This window comes from Ralstonia mojiangensis (genome assembly GCF_023955645.1).
GTDB classification, from domain to species: domain Bacteria; phylum Pseudomonadota; class Gammaproteobacteria; order Burkholderiales; family Burkholderiaceae; genus Ralstonia; species Ralstonia mojiangensis.
Genome location: NZ_JAMXHU010000006.1, coordinates 1 through 17,397, shown reverse-complemented (window position 1 = coordinate 17,397; position 17,397 = coordinate 1). Strand labels below are relative to the sequence as shown.

Genomic DNA, 17,397 nt, shown 5'->3' with positions numbered 1-17,397 from the left:
GCGCGTTGCTCTGCAACTTGTTGACTTGCAACAAGCCTCTCGTGTCTGCATTGGCGATGATGAATGTGCCAGAAGCGTGGTCTTTTGGTGCATTTCGCACGCCTAACGCTACGCGGCGGTAGCAACTCCACGTTCCATTGGCCTCCACCGTAAGAGCTTGTCGTTCGCAATGCATGGAAATGCTGGGCGACGGTTGGTCATTAGGTCGCCCGCGTATGCGCGGCAATCAGAGGCAGCGTCCGTGGCGTTGCCTCCGAGGATTGGAGTCAGGCATGTCTTTCAAACGAATCGTCGCGGCCAGTGCGTGTATTGCGCTGATCGCGTTTCCCCTTGAGCAGGCCGCTGCCCAAGCAGGCGCCCAGATGGTGCCGCTATCGGCTGAGCAGGCGCGCTCCCTCGGCGTGCGCTTCAGCCCGGTCGCCGCGTCTTCAGGGCTGGAGGTCGGCACGCATGCGCGTGTCGTCTTCAAGCCGGATGCGCAATATGTGGTGGCTGCCCCATACGCGGGCATGGTGCCCCGGGTGTTGGTGTCGGTGGGGCAAACCGTCCGGGCGGGCCAGCCGCTGGCCGGTTTTTTGAGCCCGCAGCTCTTCGAAACCAGCCGCGCACTGACGGAAGCCAACTCGCAGGCGCGGCTCGCGCAGCAGTCGCTCGCGCGCGACAAGGCGCTGTACGACGACGGCATCATCGCTGCAAGCCGCTGGCAGGCGACACAGGCGCGGGCCGCTGAGGCCGGTGCCATGCTCAAGGCGCGCAAGGCAGAGCTGGCCTCCGCAGGCATTGCATTCAGTGGCGCGGGTGGAGAGGCGCAATTGGTTGCCAGCCGTGGCGGTGTGGTGTCCGAAGTCAACGCCGTTCCGGGGGCGCGAGTCGACGCGGCGGCACCGCTTTTCAGGATTGTTGATCCGGCGGCGCTGGAGCTGGACCTGCTCGTTGGCCGCGACATACCGGTGCCTGCCACAGGCGACCGCGTCGAGATCGCACAACGCGGCGCGAGCGGCACCGTCATTGGTGTTGCGCCTTCCGGCGATGGCACAGCGGGTGTGCGTGTGCGCGCGTCGCTGGAGCGACGTGGGGACCTGCGTGCCGGAGAGAGCGTCAACGTCACGCTCAAGCTGCGCAGTGCGGCCAATGCAAACGCTCCGGGCTTGCTGCGGGTGCCTGTGGCCGCATTGGTCTACGTGCGAGGCGTGCCCGGCGTATTCGTCGCGACCGATAAGGGCTTCCGCTTCCAGGATGTGGCCGTCGCCAGTACAGACGACGCCATCGCCGTCGTCCGTGCCAACCTGCCAGCGGGTACACGCGTGGCAGTGACAGGTGTCGGCGCGCTCAAGGGCTTGCTGGCGGGAGAACAGTAATGTTGCCCCGCCTCATTGAGTTCTCGTTGCGCCAGCGCGTGCTGGTTCTGATCGCGGCTGGCGTGCTCGCTGTGGCCGGCGTGTGGGCGTATCTGAACCTGCCGATCGACGCGTTTCCCGATATCTCGCCGACGCAGGTCAAGGTCGTGTTGAAGGTGCCGGGCATGACCCCCGAGGAGGTCGAGCAACGGGTCTCCACGCCCATCGAGCAGGAGCTGCTCGGCCTGCCGCACAAGACGATCGTGCGCTCGGTGTCCAAATATGGCATCAGCGACGTGACCGTCGATTTTGAAGAGGGCGTAGACGTCTACTGGGCGCGCCAGCAAGTCTCGGAGCGTCTGGCCGGCTTGGCGCGCGATCTGCCATCGACCGCCGTGGGCGGTCTGGCGCCCATCACCACGCCGTTGGGCGAGATGTTCATGTTCACGGTGGAGGGCGATGGCTATTCCCTGGCCGAGCGGCGCCGCGTGCTGGACTGGGTGATCCGGCCAGCGCTGCGCACCGTGGCAGGCGTGGCCGACGTCAACGCCCTCGGCGGCGAGGTGCGCAGCTACGAGGTGACGCCTGACCCCGCCCGGTTGCGCGCCCGCGCCGTCACCCTGGAGCAACTGCGTCAGGCGCTGGACGCCAACAATCGCAACGACGGGGCAGGGCGGCTGGACCGCGGAGACGAGCACTGGGTCGTGCGCGTGGAAGGTGGGATACGCGGACTGGACGATTTGCGAGCGATTGTCGTCGTGCCGGCGCAGGGCCTGACTTCCGCCCCTGCGGTCACGGTTGGCGATGTTGCGACCGTGCGGCTGGGCGAGGCCACCCGCAACGGCGCTGTCAGCAAAGACGGCAACGGTGAAGCGGTTGAAGGGCTGGTGCTGGGCCTGCGCGGCAGCGATGCCCGCAAGCTGGTCGAGGCGGTGCAGGAGCGGCTGGACGCGCTAGCGCCCCAGTTGCCGAAGGGCATGTCGACTCACGTCTTCTACAACCGTGGCGAGCTGGTAACCCGTGCGGCCAATACCGTGGTTCGCGCCTTGATCGAGGCCAGCGTGCTGGTCGTCATCACCTTGTATCTGTTCCTGGGTGGGGTGCGGTCGGCCCTGGTCGTGGCGGCCACACTGCCGCTGTCGATGCTGGCGACCTTCCTTCTGATGCGCTATGTGGGTCTGACGGCCAACCTGATGAGTCTGGGCGGGCTTGCTATTGCACTGGGCATGCTCGTGGACGCAGCCGTCGTCGTGGTCGAGAACATCGAGACGGCCATGGCGCGCGCGCAAGACCACAAGACAGACCCTGCGCTGCGCGGTGCGGTCATCCGCCATGCAGTGGCAACGGTAGCGGTACCGATGCTGTCGGGCGTTTCGATTATTGCCATCGTGTTTCTGCCGCTGCTGTCACTGCAAGGTCTGGAGGGCAAGCTCTTCGGGCCGGTGGCGCTGACCATCGTGCTGGCGCTGGCCTCGTCCGTGGTGATTGCCTTTACGGTGGTCCCGGCGCTCGCTTCGTTGCTCTTGCTTGCGCATGCAGATGAGCCGCCCTGGCTGATGCGAAAGGTCGCGAGCGGTTTTGCGCGCATTCAAACATGGACGACAACGCATCGCCGCATGGTGTTCGGCCTGGCCGGGGCGGCGTTGGCGCTGGCCGTGGTGTTGTACATGTCGGTCGGCAAGACGTTCATGCCGACGATGGACGAGGGCGATCTGATCGTGCAGTTGCAGAAAGCACCGTCCGTTTCGCTCGCGGCGTCGCTGGACATGGACCAACGTGTCCAGCAAGCGCTGCTCAAGGAGGTGCCGGAAATACGCTCGATCGTTGCGCGCTCAGGCTCCGATGATCTCGGCCTGGACCCGATGGGGCTGAACGAAACCGACACCTTCCTGGTGCTCAAACCCAAGGAACAATGGCGCGGCAGCAAGGAAGACATCGCGATTGCGATCCGGCGTGTGATGGAGCGCTTCCCGGGCGTGATCTACGGCTTCACGCAGCCCATTGAGATGCGTGTCTCGGAGATGCTGACCGGCACACGTGGCGACGTTGCCATCAAGCTGTTTGGCAGCGACCTTGCCGCCATCGACGCAGCCGCGCAGGCCATTGCTGCCAAGGTCCGCACCATCCCGGGCGCGGCAGAGGTGATTGCGCCCAGCAACAGCGGGGTGCAGTACCTGAAAGTGTCGCTGGACCGCGCAGCGGTCGGTCAGGCCGGCTTCTCCGGCGACGCCCTGCAGGCGCAACTGCGCGCCCTGATCGAGGGCGACCGGATTGGCGTGGTGCCTGAGGGCATCGTTCGCACGCCGTTGATCTTGCGTGGCGGAGCAGGCTTGCGGCAGGCACCCGAAAACCTGACCAGCCTTCTCGTAACGGCGCCCGACGGCAAAGCATGGCCGCTCACCTCTCTGGCGCGCATCGAACGTGTGGATGGGCCCGTGCGCATCAACCACGAAGACGGTGCCCGGTTTGCCGTGATCCAGGCCAATGTTGATGGTCGGGACCTGGCGGGTTTCGTGCAGGAAGCCCAGGCGGCAGTCAGCGGTATTGGCACGTTGCCAAAAGGATTGCGGGTGGTGTGGGGCGGCCAGTTCGAGAACCAGCAACGCGCTGCAGCGCGTCTTGCGTTGGTTGTCCCGCTGGCCCTGTGCGCAATCTTTCTCTTGCTGATGTTGACGTTCCGCTCGGTGCGGCAGGCGGTGCTGGTGGTTGCCAACATTCCGTTCGCGCTCGTCGGTGGCATTGCGGCGCTGCGGATATCGGGCGAGTACCTCTCGGTGCCGGCCTCCGTTGGCTTTATCGCGCTGCTCGGTATCGCTGTGCTCAACGGCGTGGTGCTGGTTTCGCACTTCAACACGCTGCTGGAGTCCGGCTTGAGCATGGCGCAAGCCGTGCGCGATGGCGTGCGAGACCGCCTGCGACCCGTCCTGATGACGGCCTGCATTACCGCACTGGGGATGATTCCGCTGCTGCTGGCCAGCGGGCCAGGGTCAGAGATTCAACGGCCGCTGGCGATCGTGGTATCGGGCGGGCTGATTTCTTCGACCGCGCTGACGCTGCTGCTTCTGCCCCTGCTGTTCGAACGTTTTGGGTTGCCTCGGCCGCGTGCGGCCGCTGCGCAGGGAGATTCGCAATGAGGTTGGATCTGTTTCGCATCGTATTGGCGGGAGCGAGCACGATGCTGCTTTGCAGCGCCGCCGCGCAAGCGCAAATCTCGCCGGCCTATCTGCCGGCGGAGAACGCAGTGCGCGAGGCCGTTGCGCAATCGCCCGACGTGCTTGCGGCAGAGGCCCGCCGCGATGCCGTACTGGCTCGGGCTGAAGGCATTCGCGCCGGCACAGCGGAAACCGTGGTGCGCGCAATTGGCCAAGGGCGCCAGGTGCGCGACCCCTCCGAGCGCCATGCCGAAGGGCAGATCGCTGTGGAGCGGCCATTGCGGCTTTGGGGCAAAGCGCAGGCCGATGGGCAGCTTGCAGATGCCGCCGCCGAGGCGGGTCAGCTTGCCGTCAAGGATGCACGCCACGAAGCATCGCGCCAGATTCTGGCCCTCTGGTTTGGTGCCGTGCGCGCAGGACAGGCACGCTACGCAGCGCAGGAGAACGCCAAAGCGGCGGCTGACCTGGCGGCGCTGACTGCCCGGAGGGTGCAACTGGGCGATGCCTCGCGCCTGGAGGCCGAACTGGCCGCGGCCGATCGGGCGCGCACCCAAGCCGCGCTGGCGACAGCCGCTGCAGCGGAACAGACCGCGCAGGCGGAGCTGCAAGCCCGCTTTCCAGGGCTTGGCCATCCCGCGTTTGGCCCCGATCCCGCGCTGCCCGCATTGCCGCAAGATCCGCCAGATCGATTACGCACCCAGTACATCCAGGACAGCCACGAATATCGCCTTGCCATGGCTGAAGAGGCTCAAGCGCAGCATATGGCCAAGCGCGCCGATCTTGATCGCCGGCCTGACCCGACCGTCGGCATGTTTGTTACGGTGGAGCGCGGCGGTGCGGAACGCATCATGGGTGTGAGCGTTGCCATCCCGATCGGCTCGGCGCATCGTCGCTCAGCGGCTGCGGCGGCCGCTGCCGATGCGGAAACGGCCGCACGGCGCAGACTGGGTGCCGAGCGTCGGCTGGGTGCCGAATTCGATGTCCTCTACGGCAACTTGCAAGGAAAACGGACGAGCGCGCAGGCGCAGATGGAAGCGGCTACGCTGCAAAGGAGCGCATCCGACCGGGCAACGCGCGCATATCGTGCAGGTGAGTCGGGCTTGACTGAGCTGCTGGCGGCACGCCGTAGTCTGGCCGAGGCCCAGCTGGCCGAGCGCCTCGCACGCGTCGACCTGCTGGAGGCAGACAGCCGCCTGCAGCTCGATCTGCATCGCATGTGGGACTTTGACGATTGATCTGCCGCGGCTTCAACTTTCACTCAACACACTTTGGATAACGCTATGCAATCCGAACTGAAATACTCCCTCACCATGCGCTCGCTCCATTGGCTCGTGGTTCTGGCGGTGCTGATCGCCGTCGTGGCTATCGAGATCATGGATTTCTTCCCGAAAGGCAGCGCTGAGCGTGCCGCTTTATTCATCATTCACCAGACAGCGGGGCTCTCCGTGTTCGCCCTGATGGTGTTGCGTCTGCTGGCCCGGGTGGGCACGCAGGCACCACCTCCCGTGCCGGGCACACCGCTGGTGCAGCTTGTCGCGCGACTCACGCACGGCGTGCTCTATGTCCTGATGGTCGGCATGCCCGTTTTGGGCTTGCTGGCACTGGCCTTGGCAGGCAAGCCGATTCAACCATTCGGGCTGAATCTGACGCTGGCGTTAGCGCAGGACAAGTCGTTGGCCCACTTGGCCAAGGAAATTCATGAGTCGGGCGCCACGGTCGTCTATATCGTGGTCGGGCTGCATGCTGCCGCGGCGCTCTGGCACGAGTTCATCCTGAAGGATCGGCTGCTGCGCCGCATGATCTAGCCCACATGGAAACCGCGCCGACAAGAGCCTCAGCGATGCACGCCACGCGCTTGCTTGCCAACGTTGCATTGCTTGCCTTGTCGGTGCTGACCTTGGCGGCGGGGCTATGGGCGCGGTATCTCGGTGCCGATGTGCTCGCGCAGCAACTCTGGCTGATTGGCGTCGCTCCGAACTGGCTGGTCTTGGCCGTCTCGATTGTTCGGTCACTGATGCGGCGGCAGGCCGGGGTGGATGTTCTGGCGGTGATGTCGATCACCTTTGCGCTCTTGTCGGGCGAGGTGCTGGTCGCCTCGGTCATTGCGTTGATGCTCGCGACCGGGCGCGCGTTGGAAGACTTTGCCCAGGCGCGTGCGCAGCGCGAGATGACTGCGTTGCTCGGTCATGCGCCCAAGCGAGCCAATCGCTTTGACGGGGGGCAGTGGCGCCAAGTCGGTCTGGAACAGGTTCAAGCGGGTGACCGCCTGCTGGTGCGGCACGGCGAAGTCGTACCTGTGGATGGCACTTTGTCCGAGCCTGCCGATCTCGATGAGTCTACGTTGACAGGGGAATCGCTCACCCGCCATCGGCAGGCAGCCGATGCAATTTGCAGCGGCGTGCTGAATGTCGGCGCCGCTTTCGAAATGATCGCGAGTGCGTCGGCCGAGAAGAGCACGTTTGCGGGCGTTGTCCGGCTGGTCAGTGCGGCGCAGGCGGAGCGCAGTCCTTCCGTCAGGCTGGCTGACCGGTATGCACTTAGCTTTGGGGGCATTGCCGTTCTCCTGGCGGGGGCAAGCTGGATCGTCACGGGTGACCCGGCGCGTTGTCTTGCCGTGCTTGTTGTGGCTACGCCGTGTCCGTTGATCCTGGCCGTGCCAGTCGCCATCGTTTCAGGGCTGTCCCGTTGCGCCAAGCGAGGCGTACTGGTCAAGGGCGGCGGCGCACTGGAGCGGCTAGCGCTGGCCGACACGCTGTTCTTCGACAAAACGGGCACGCTGACCAGCGGATATGCACGACTGGTCGACGTTGAATGTGCACCGCAGTACACGTCCGATGTTGTGCTGGGCTTGGCCGGTTCACTCGCGCAGGCGTCGAATCACGTTACGGCAGAAGCCGTCGCCAAGGCCGCGCGCGAACAGGGCGCGACGCTGCAGTTGCCGAGTGCGGTGGTTGAGAGTCCAGGGGCCGGCGTTTGTGGCCGCGTTGAAGGGCATGTCGTTTCCATCGGCTCGTTGCCCTATGTTTTGGGTTCGTCCAATGTGCCGCGCTGGGTAGAAGCGTTCGTCAAGCGGGTGAGCTATGCCGGCGCGTCGGCTGTCTTTATCGGCGTGGACGGCGAACTGGCGGGCGCATTGCAGTTGATTGATCGCCTTCGTCTGGAGGCGCCCCGCGCCCTGCGACTCTTGCGTCAAGAGGGCATGAAGCGCCAAGCGATGTTGACCGGGGATCGGGAAGATGTTGCCGAATCCGTTGCATCCATGTTGGGGGTGACGGAGGTCTATGCGGCCCTGTCGCCGGCGGCCAAGCTCGCGGCGATTCGGAATGCACGCACCGCGGGTAGGGTGGTCATGGTTGGCGATGGCGTCAACGATGCACCAGCGCTTGCTGCTGCGGACATTGGCGTGGCAATGGGCGCGCGCGGCGCAGCTGCGTCTTCGGAAGCTGCAGACATTGTCTTGTTGGTGGACCGCCTGGATCGGCTCGTTGATGCGGTCCGGATAGCGCACCGCACACGCCGCGTCGCGCTGCAGAGCGTGATGATCGGCATGTCGTTATCGCTGGCCGCAATGGTTGGCGCTGCGCTCGGTTATCTGCCGCCGTTGGCAGGCGCAATGCTGCAGGAAGTCATTGATGTGTTGGCGATCGCCAGCGCGTTGCGAGCGCTACGGCCAACAGAAAACCAGGCAACCGGTTCACTCGTCTCTGCAGACGTCGAGCGCCTCAAGGCCGAACACGCGGAGCTGGAACCCATTCTGAGCCGGATCCGCGTGGTCGCTGACTCGCTTCCCCATATGGAAGGCGGCGCGGCAAAAACCGCGTTGCTATCGCTCAATCAGTCCTTGGCCGAGGTGCTGGTGCCGCATGAGCGCCGAGACGATACCCAGCTCTATCCGGACGTCGCCCGCCTGCTCGGTGGAGATGACCCGATGGCGGCAATGAGCGCGATGCACCGCGAGATATTCCGCATCACGAACCTGCTCGGCCGGATCGTGGCAGATGTTTCCTCCGACGGACCCGATGCCGCAGTGACGCAAGAGCTGCAACGCTTGCTCTACGGGCTGGATGCCGTCGTGCGGCTGCATTGCGCACAAGAAGACGAACTGTTCCATGTGCTCGGTGGAGAGGCTTGAGCGCCATGGCAAACCTGCTCGTATTGTTCGCGACCGTCCTGCTGCTGAATGTGATGCCGGCCTTTGCTCCGCCGACGTGGATGGTGATGTCATGGATCGGTTTCTCACGGCCTGATGCCAACCCGGTGCTCCTTGCGGGCGTTGCCGCTTGCGCAGCAACCCTCGGCCGCCTGATTTTGGCGCGGCTATCCTGCACGCTTGTCCGTAACCGCTGGATGCGCGAGGCGGATCGTCAGAACATCGATGTGGTGCGCGCCTGGCTCGAAGACCGCAAAGGCATGACGGTCGGGCTGATGCTCGCGTACGCCTTCAGCCCGTTCCCGTCCAACTACATCTTCATCGCCTACGGCTTGACTGGGATGCGGCTGTGGTTGATCGGGCTCCCGTTCTTTGTTGGCCGCTGGCTAAGCTACCTGACCTGGACGCACATTGCCCAGTTGGGTGCACGCTATCTGGATGAGGAGACGGAGATCGACGGCGCGTATATGGGGGTGTACTTCATCGTGTCGCAGGTCGTGTTTCTCGCCCTCGTTTATGGGTTCGCCAAACTGGATTGGCGCTACTTTCTGCAGACGAAGCGTCTGCGCTGGCGGCGGCCGGAGTCAATTGCATCGGCCGCCAAAGACACATAGGCAAGCACATAGACAAGGGCAGGGGTGGGTGAGCAGGTCAAACTGTTTTGAGTGACCCTTCCGCACTGGCATCCATACTGATTGAGGTAGGTCAACGTCTGGCGGGCAAATGCAAGTAGCCTGAAAGAACCAGTGCGCCGGCCCTCTCTTCTTCGCCAGGAAAATCCTTCTCAGACATGCGGAGCCAGAGCTTGAAGCGGCTGGCATGCATGACAGCGCCGTGTGCTTTGCAGGAGATCGATATGTCGGCCTGGGCAATTGAACAGTACCGGGGCTGCTCCATTCATATCTTGGCGGTCGTTGGGCGGCGCGATGGATTCAAGTACGCCTACACCGGCTTTATCTGTTCGCCCACGTCAGCCGCACTGGAATATCCGAAACTCGAGCGCTTCCACCTCGTCTCTGCAGACTTTGACTCTGTGGATGGCGCAATTGAAGCCGGCATGCAGGTGGGCCGAGCAATTGCTGAACGCTGGATGTCGCCGTCAGGGCGGGGCCGAACATCTGAGCGGCTCGCTCGCCCGCCTCCCTAGCCAGCCGGTGTGTTGTGGAAACGGTGTTCAACATTCAGGCCGTCAGCAAGGTCTATCCAATGGGAAGCGTGAGCGTGCGCGCCCTGGAACACGTCGACCTGCAACTCGGGTCGGGTGAGATCGTTGTGCTGCTCGGGGCGTCGGGCAGCGGCAAATCCACGTTACTCAACCTAATGGGCGGGCTGGATAGACCAACGACCGGTTCCATCGTGTATCGGGACCACGATCTTTCCCACGCGGGAGACAGAGGGCTTACGCGATTCCGACGGGAGCATGTCGGATTCGTTTTTCAGTTCTACAACCTGATTCCAAGTCTCACCGCTCGCGAGAACGTCGCCCTGGTGACGGACATCGCGGAGCACCCGCTGGACCCCACCGAGGCGCTGAACCGGGTGGGGATCGGTGCGTTGGCGGACAACTTTCCCTCGCAAATGTCGGGGGGTGAGCAGCAACGTGTTGCCATCGCCCGCGCGGTCGCAAAGCGGCCGGATGTCCTCCTATGCGATGAGCCGACAGGTGCATTGGATTTTCGGACGGGGCAGTTGGTGCTAGAGGTGCTCGAGCAGGTGAACCGCGAGTTCGGCACTCTGATTGTCATCGTCACGCACAACGTCGTCATCGCAGACATGGCGGATCGTGTCGTTCGTATGAGCAGCGGCACCATTGTCGAGCAACACCACAACGCACAGCGTGCCCGAGTGGGGGATTTGGCATGGTGACCATGCTTGTCCGGCTACTCTGGCGAGACCTCTGGCAAATGCGGGCGCAGGTGGTGGCGGCCGTCTTGGTTGTCGGATGCGGCGTTGCCACGTTTGTTGCGATGCGCAGCACCTATCTGGCTTTGTTGAACGCCCAGCAGGACTATTACGCGTCATACCGTTTTGCCGATCTTTTCGTGCATCTGAAGCGCGCACCACTGGAGACGGCTTCGCGCATTGCTGCATTACCGGGTGTGTCACATGTGGACGCGCGAGTGGTGTCAGATGTCACGGTCGACATTCCCGGCCTTTCCGAGCCGGCCACAGCGCGCCTTGTTTCGATCCCCGAACTCGGCTGGCCCGCGCTGAACCTGCTGCATCTTCAAAGCGGCCGATACATTTCGCCGGGCCGAGAGGACGAAGTACTGGTCAGCGCGGCCTTCGCAGATGCCAACAGCCTGCGCCCCGGCCAATACTTCAGCGCCATCTTGAACGGCCGCTGGAAGCGCTTGCACATTGTTGGTCTTGCAATCTCGCCGGAGTATGTCTACGAGGCAGGCGCAGGCTCCATCTTCCCCGACAACCGTCACTACGGCGTGGTGTGGATGGGAACGAATGCGGTTTCGGCCGCGTTCCGCATGGATGGCGCCTTCAATGATCTTGTGTTGTCTCTCGATGGCAGCGTGCCGGCGCCGCATGTCATCGCGCAGATCGACCGAATGTTGCTACCGTATGGCGGACTTGGAACCATCGGCCGGGAGAATCAGATATCGAATCGGTTCATTACCGACGAGATCGCACAGAACCGCGTGACTGCCACCTATGTTCCGGCCATCTTTTTCCTCGTCGCGATGTTTCTGCTGCAGAACGTCCTGACCCGCCTGATAGATACTCAACGCTCTCAGATCGGCTTGATGAAGGCGTTTGGATACGGCGACATTTCAGTAGGTGTGCATTACCTTCAACTCGGGTGCGTCGTTGCTGCAGCAGGCACCGTTGTCGGCATTGGGGGCGGATTGGCGTTAGGGACCTATTTGACAGACCTCTACGCCCGGTACTACCGGCTGGCCCACCTCGAGTTTCACGCCGATCTTTCGACGATGACTTTGGCGTTCTTCATTAGCTTCGGAACGGCACTAGGCGGTGCCATCGCGAGCACTGCGAAAGCCATGAGATTGATGCCGGTCGAGGCGCTTCGCGCAGTCGTTCCACCGGCGTTTTCAGTGGGTTGGGTGGAGCGGGCAGGCGTCTATCGGCAACTGAGCGTAGTGTGGCGAATGATCGCGCGCAACATCGCGCGCCAGCCCATCAAGTCGCTCCTTGGCGCTTTGGCCATTGCATGCGCGAGCGCGATTCTCGTCGTCGGCGGGTTCTTCTTCGATTCAATCGATTTCCTTTTCGATACCCAGTTTCAGCAAATCGAGCGCCAGGATGTGACGGTGGCCTTTTCTCAGCCGTTATCCCACCGCGCCGTCTACGCGATCGAGCGTCTGCCCGGCGTGCAGAAGGTCGAGGGGTTTCGTGATGTACCGGTCAAGCTGTCCGCGGGGTATCGGTCTCGGCGCGTCTCGCTGAGCGGAATCGCTCAGAAGGCAGATCTGCACAGGCTGATTGATGATGAGGGCAGACCGCTGCATATGCCGCCGGATGGCTTGGTGGTTTCGGCAAGACTTGCCGCCATGCTCGGCATCAAACCCGGTGATCCGGTCACGATCGAAGTGCTTGAAGGAAAGCGTCAAACCAAACAAGTCACGTTGATGCAGCTGTCCGGAGACCTGGTGGGCATCGCGGCCTACATGGACCAGAATGCGCTGGCGAAGCTGCTGGGGGAGGGCGGAAACTGGTCAGGGGCGAGGCTATCCGTCGATCAGCATGCGGCAGCGCATCTGTATGCGACGCTCAAGCGTCTGCCGGCGGTGAATGCAGTGGCGGTTCGCCAGTCTGTCATCGCCAGCTTCCGTAAGATCATGGACGAAAGCGTTCGTCTGTCCACATCCATCAACTTCGCCTTTGCCTGTGTGATCGCGTTTGGTGTGGCGTTCAACGGCATGCGCATCGCATACTCGGAACGTGTTCAGCAGTTGGCTTCCCTGCGCGTGCTTGGGTTCACCCAGGCCGAAGTCGCGTGGATTCTGTTGGGGGAGCAGTTTGTGCTCACAGCCATTGCGTTGCCAGCCGGACTCCTGCTCGGCTATGCCGTGTGCGGGCTCCTCTCTACCCGGCTGGCGACCGACTTGTACCGCCTTCCGCTCGTAGTCCACGCCGCGACCTTCGCTTACGCACTCCTTGTAGCCGGTGGCGCGGTCGTGTGTTCGGGCCTGCTGGTTGCGGCCAAGATCAGACGATTGGATATCGTCGCCGTGCTTAAGACAAGAGAATCATGAAGCGCGGTGCTCTGCGAAAGTCCCTAACTCTGGCTGGTGCCGCGCTTGCGTTGGCAGTGGCGCTCACGTACGCGCTCTGGCCGGTGCCCGCGGCAGTGGACACAGGGCGCGTCACACGTGGGCCGCTTCAAATCACGATCGACGAAGATGGCGAGATTCGTGCGCATGATCGTTACGTCATCACGGCGCCGATCACAGGTCGACTGCTTCGCGTTGAACTGCATGAAGGCGATCAGATCAAAGGCGGACAGGTGATCGCCGTTCTGGTGCCGGTGCCGATGACGCCGGGGGAGCGAGCTTCGCAACGGGCGCGTGTTGATGCGGCAGAGGCAATTTTCAGAGAAGCCCAGGCGCGAGCCGCTCACGCCCGGGCGGACTACGAACAGGCTCGCAGAAACCTGGATCGTGGCGAAACGCTTCTGAGCAGCGGTGCCATGTCAAGGCAGGAAGTGGAGCAGATGCGGACCATGTCTGCCTCCAGTGCCAGCGATCTGACGGCCGCGCGCGCAAGAGAGACGTCGGCCGCGGCCGACGTTCGCGTCGCGATGGCAAATCTGAAGGCGTTGGAAGCGGGGCAACCTGTTGAAGTGCGTGCGCCCGTCAACTCAGTGTTGTTGCGCATCGAACAACAAAGTGAGCGCGTCGTGCTTGCAGGCGCAGCGCTTATGGTCTTGGCCGACCCCTCACGCTATGAACTTGTCGTTGACGTGTTGTCGACCGATGCGGTCAAGATCAGCCCCGGCATGCGCGTATCGGTAGTGGAGTGGGGTGGTCCACTGGCGGTCAACGCCACAGTACGGACAGTCGGTCCGGGCGCGTTTACCAAGGTGTCAGCGCTCGGGGTCGAAGAACAGCGCGTCCATATTGTCTCGGACCTTGTGAACCCACCGGGAAGATTGAGTGATGGCTTCCGCGTACAAGGCCGCGTCATCATCTGGGACCAGCCTGACGTCCTCAAGCTACCGATCGGCGCGCTGTTCCGCTGCAGCGACCACTGGTGCGCGTTTATCGTCAGAAATGGAAAAGCCGTCCAGCGAATCATTCAGATCGGACAGCGCAACGCGGAAGAAGCCCAGATACTCGACGGGCTTGAGGACCACGACACTGTGGTCACCTATCCTCCAACCACGCTCAGTGACGGCATGAGTGTGCGCCCCCTGAAATAAGCCTTCTGAACGCTCACTGCTTACGAGGGGGGAGGCGTTAGATGCTTACACGGCGCAGGCGCAGCGCATTGGAGACGACAGAAACCGAGCTCAGGCTCATCGCGAGCGCCGCAATCATCGGAGAGAGCAGCAAGCCGGTCGTGCTGTATAGGACGCCGGCCGCAAGCGGCACCCCCAAGGCGTTGTAGACGAACGCAAAGCCGAGGTTCTGCTTCATGTTGCCGATCGTTGCCTCAGACAGCGTGCGTGCGCGTGCGATGCCGCGCAAATCTCCCTTGAGGAGCGTCACTTGCGCGCTGTTCATCGCGACATCCGTGCCCGTGCCCATGGCGATGCCGACATCGGCCTTCGCCAGTGCTGGCGCATCGTTGATCCCGTCGCCGGCCATGGCAACGGTTCTGCCTTCGCTTTGCAGCCTCGTCACGAGGGCCAACTTATCGGCGGGCCGGACTTCGCCATGAAAATCGGTGATGCCGAGCGATTGGGCGACGGCCTTTGCCGTTACCGTGCCGTCGCCGGTGGCCATGACCACGCGGATGCCCTTGTCCTTGAGCTGCGCCAACGCTTCGGCCGTCGTCGGTTTGATTGGATCGGACACGGCAAGCAAACCGGCGAGCGCCCCATCTGCGGCAAGGTACATGACGCTGGCGCCCCGGGCTCTTAGTTCGTCCGCGGCCTGGGCCAGCGGGGCGGCGTCAATGTGCTCTTGCTCCATCAACACGGTGTTGCCAAGTGCCAGCTTTTTGCCGGCGACAGATCCACGCACGCCGATGCCACTGCTGGATTCGAAATTCTGGGCGGCCTGCAATAACGATCCGCGCGCTCTGGCGGCCTCTACAATGGCCGCCGCCAAAGGGTGCTCGCTGCCCTGGTCCAGACTGGCCGCTAAGCGAAGCACTTCCAACTCATCGAAGCCGTTGGCGCCCAAGCAGCGGTCAAACGCGGGCTTGCCTTGCGTGAGTGTTCCCGTCTTGTCGACCACCAGCGTGTCGACCTTGCGCAGATTCTCGATGGCGGCTGCGTCGCGAAACAAGATGCCGTTCGTGGCGCCCTTGCCGCTGGCCACCATGATCGACATTGGCGTTGCGAGGCCCAACGCGCATGGGCACGCGATGATCAGCACAGCAACCGCGTTGATGAGCCCATACACCCAGCTAGGCTGCGGTCCAAAGACCCCCCACGCGAAGAGGGTGAGCAGGGCAATCGCCACCACAGCAACAACGAAAAATCCCGCAACCTGATCCGCCATGCGCTGCATGGGCGCCTTGGAGCGCTGAGCCTGGGCGACCAACTGAACGATCTGCGAGAGGACGGTCTGAGAACCCACTTTCTCCGACTCGATGATCAAGCTTCCTGCGGTGTTCATCGTGGCGCCGATCACATGGTCACCCACTCGCTTGGTCACAGGAATGGGCTCGCCAGTAATCATCGATTCATCGAGGGAGCTTGAGCCTTCGATCACGATACCGTCGGTGGGAACCTTCTCGCCAGGACGCACGCGCAGACGGTCGCCGACGTGTACGTGGTCCAGGGGTACGTCCATTTCGCTGCCGTCCGGGTTGAGGCGTCGTGCGGTTTTGGGGGCAAGGCCGAGCAGCGATTTGATTGCGGCTGATGTCTGGGAGCGCGCCTTCAACTCCAGCAGTTGACCAACCAGCGTCAGCGAAACGATGACCGCCGCCGCTTCAAAGTAGACGCCGATGCGACCATGCTCTGCGAACGTCTGAGGAAACGCGTTCGGAGCGATGGTTGCGATCACGCTGTACAGATACGCGGCGCCCGCACCCAGTCCAATGAGCGTCCACATGTTTGGACTGCGGTGCATGAAGGATTGAACGCATCGCTTGAAGAATGGATAGCCCGCCCACAGCACGACGGGCGTCGAGAGGGCCAGCTCGACCCAGCCTTGCTGCGGGGCGTTCATCCAGCCATATTGGTGTCCGAACATCGCCAGGACGAACGTGGCAACGGTGAGCGGCAGCGTCCACCAGAAGCGCTGCTGGAAGTCTTTAAGTTCGGGGTTCTCTTCGTCATCCAAGTCCGGAACGATCGGTTCCAGAGTCATACCGCAGATCGGACAATTGCCTGGACGGTCTTGCCGGATTTCCGGATGCATGGGGCATGTGTAGACGGTCCCTGCTTGGGACTCGGCGGGAGCGGCCGCAGCCCGGTCTTTGTCAGCATGCCCGGCAGCTGCCGTTACGGCCCGGCCGTGCTGCTCGTGCATTGCACCGTGTCCGTCATGGTGATGGCCGGTGTGGCCACCATGCGAGTGCGTGTGATCGTGCTCAGCAGCGTGGACGTGGCGGTGTTCTTCCATTGACATCGGCTCCTATCAGTTGGACTGCTGCCAGATGCACTTGCTTGAACGGCAACATGCGTTTCTTACGCTCAGGAAACGATAAACCCTCCCATGCAGGGAGGGTCAACGGGAATTGTTGTGCGAAAGAAGCGTTGAACGCACTCCGCCCGAATCTACTTCTGCATCATGCCGCCCACACCAGGACCCATTCCGGGCCCCATTCCGCGGCCCATGCCCATTCCCATGCCCTGGCCATCCTTCATCATTTGCATCATCTCCTGCATCAGGGCCGTGTTCCTTTCCATCATGCTCCGACACGTGGCCATCTGAGTGGCCTGGCCCCTTCTTGCTGCCGGTTGCATGGCGCCCGTCTGTCGCATGCTGGCCATCATGTCTTGCATGACCCTCATGCGCTCGTTCATGAGCGCTTGTCGTTCTTCTGGGGTATTTGCACGTGCCATGCGTTCCCTGATGGCACGCAGATGGGCGATCTGCGCGTCAAAGTCTGCATTGCTTTGCTGCACGGCCGTCGCGGCGGGCGGCGATGTCTTTTTTTCGTTGGATGGATCGGCGGCGAGGGCAACAAAACTCCACGCGAACAGTAACGTGGTCGATGCTGTTGCGATGAGGGTGCGTCGATTGTTTGCCATGATGAGCGGCCTAGAGTGTGATGTGCGGCGGATGCCCGCACTGTCAATGTAGAGGCCAGGCACGATCGGCCATTGATGCATGTCAAGCGCTGCGGCTTGGTCTATGGAGGAGGGGATTGGGGCCAGCGTGAGCGGCGATTGTCGCGCCACACGCGCGCCCGTCGTGATCCCTTTGCGGAAACTAGTGCATCGGCCAACCATCGATCCGTTAGAAGCTGCAGGTCCGAGCAAACATGACTTGTGAACGTCATTGGTTCCGGTCGAGCACTTGCTGGCCCACAGTATTTTGTCCAGCCGGTTTTTAGTTGTCGTGCTCGCAACCAAATTCAAATGTCGGCACGGGCGTGCACTTTGTGCTCGGTTCGATTCTTCCTGGGGGCGGCTCGTAGGGCGGTGGTGCGGGTGGCTGGC

At 62.8% G+C, this 17,397-nt stretch carries 13 protein-coding genes; 11 read left to right on the top strand and 2 right to left on the bottom strand.

Going from position 1 to position 17,397, the window contains the following annotated elements; translation table 11 throughout:
* The first annotated feature begins 272 nt into the window (after nt 1-272).
* From NG898_RS24015 to NG898_RS23970, 10 genes are all read left to right on the top strand, one after another.
* Entirely contained in the window at nt 273-1,358 is a 1,086-nt protein-coding gene (locus NG898_RS24015; RefSeq protein ID WP_252694790.1) for an efflux RND transporter periplasmic adaptor subunit, read from the top strand.
* Nucleotides 1,358-4,471, top strand: a complete 3,114-nt coding sequence (locus NG898_RS24010) for an efflux RND transporter permease subunit (protein ID WP_252694789.1) — start codon at nt 1,358-1,360, stop codon at nt 4,469-4,471. Before NG898_RS24015 ends, NG898_RS24010 begins: the two co-directional genes overlap by 1 nt.
* The gene (locus NG898_RS24005) at nt 4,468-5,724 is read left to right on the top strand and encodes a TolC family protein (protein ID WP_252694788.1); all 1,257 of its coding nucleotides are present in this window, start codon (nt 4,468-4,470) and stop codon (nt 5,722-5,724) included. The genes NG898_RS24010 and NG898_RS24005 overlap by 4 nt, the downstream gene beginning before the upstream one ends.
* 45 nt (nt 5,725-5,769) lie before the next feature.
* Nucleotides 5,770-6,294, top strand: coding sequence for a cytochrome b (locus NG898_RS24000; protein ID WP_252694787.1), 525 nt, complete (start codon nt 5,770-5,772; stop codon nt 6,292-6,294).
* A 35-nt stretch (nt 6,295-6,329) separates the two neighbouring features.
* Nucleotides 6,330-8,621 (top strand): heavy metal translocating P-type ATPase, encoded by a 2,292-nt coding sequence (locus NG898_RS23995; RefSeq protein ID WP_252694786.1) that lies wholly within the window; start codon nt 6,330-6,332, stop codon nt 8,619-8,621.
* A 5-nt stretch (nt 8,622-8,626) separates the two neighbouring features.
* Nucleotides 8,627-9,253, top strand: coding sequence for a hypothetical protein (locus NG898_RS23990; RefSeq protein WP_252694785.1), 627 nt, complete (start codon nt 8,627-8,629; stop codon nt 9,251-9,253).
* A gap of 242 nt (nt 9,254-9,495) precedes the next feature.
* Nucleotides 9,496-9,786 carry a hypothetical protein gene (locus NG898_RS23985; protein WP_252694784.1) on the top strand — a complete coding sequence of 97 codons (291 nt, stop codon included), beginning with the start codon at nt 9,496-9,498 and terminating at the stop codon, nt 9,784-9,786.
* A 14-nt stretch (nt 9,787-9,800) separates the two neighbouring features.
* A complete protein-coding gene (locus NG898_RS23980) occupies nt 9,801-10,505 on the top strand; it encodes an ABC transporter ATP-binding protein (RefSeq protein ID WP_252694783.1) in 705 nt (234 codons plus the stop codon).
* Nucleotides 10,499-12,868 carry an ABC transporter permease gene (locus tag NG898_RS23975; protein WP_252694782.1) on the top strand — a complete coding sequence of 790 codons (2,370 nt, stop codon included), beginning with the start codon at nt 10,499-10,501 and terminating at the stop codon, nt 12,866-12,868. The genes NG898_RS23980 and NG898_RS23975 overlap by 7 nt, the downstream gene beginning before the upstream one ends.
* A complete protein-coding gene (locus NG898_RS23970) occupies nt 12,865-14,034 on the top strand; it encodes an efflux RND transporter periplasmic adaptor subunit (RefSeq protein ID WP_252694781.1) in 1,170 nt (389 codons plus the stop codon). Before NG898_RS23975 ends, NG898_RS23970 begins: the two co-directional genes overlap by 4 nt.
* Nucleotides 14,035-14,071: 37 nt before the next feature.
* Here NG898_RS23970 and NG898_RS23965 read toward each other — a convergent pair whose 3' ends face one another.
* Complete coding sequence (locus NG898_RS23965) at nt 14,072-16,261, bottom strand: copper-transporting P-type ATPase (RefSeq protein WP_252694940.1); 2,190 nt, start codon at nt 16,259-16,261, stop codon at nt 14,072-14,074.
* Between NG898_RS23965 and NG898_RS23960 the strand changes: the two genes are divergently transcribed.
* Entirely contained in the window at nt 16,217-16,357 is a 141-nt protein-coding gene (locus NG898_RS23960) for a hypothetical protein (RefSeq protein WP_252694950.1), read from the top strand. The genes NG898_RS23965 and NG898_RS23960 overlap by 45 nt on opposite strands.
* Before the next feature lie 152 nt (nt 16,358-16,509).
* On the opposite strand, the gene NG898_RS23955 is transcribed toward NG898_RS23960, so the two are convergent.
* Nucleotides 16,510-16,986: a hypothetical protein gene (locus NG898_RS23955; protein ID WP_252694780.1), complete on the bottom strand. Its 477-nt coding sequence runs from the start codon at nt 16,984-16,986 to the stop codon at nt 16,510-16,512.
* Between the last annotated feature and the right edge of the window lie 411 nt (nt 16,987-17,397).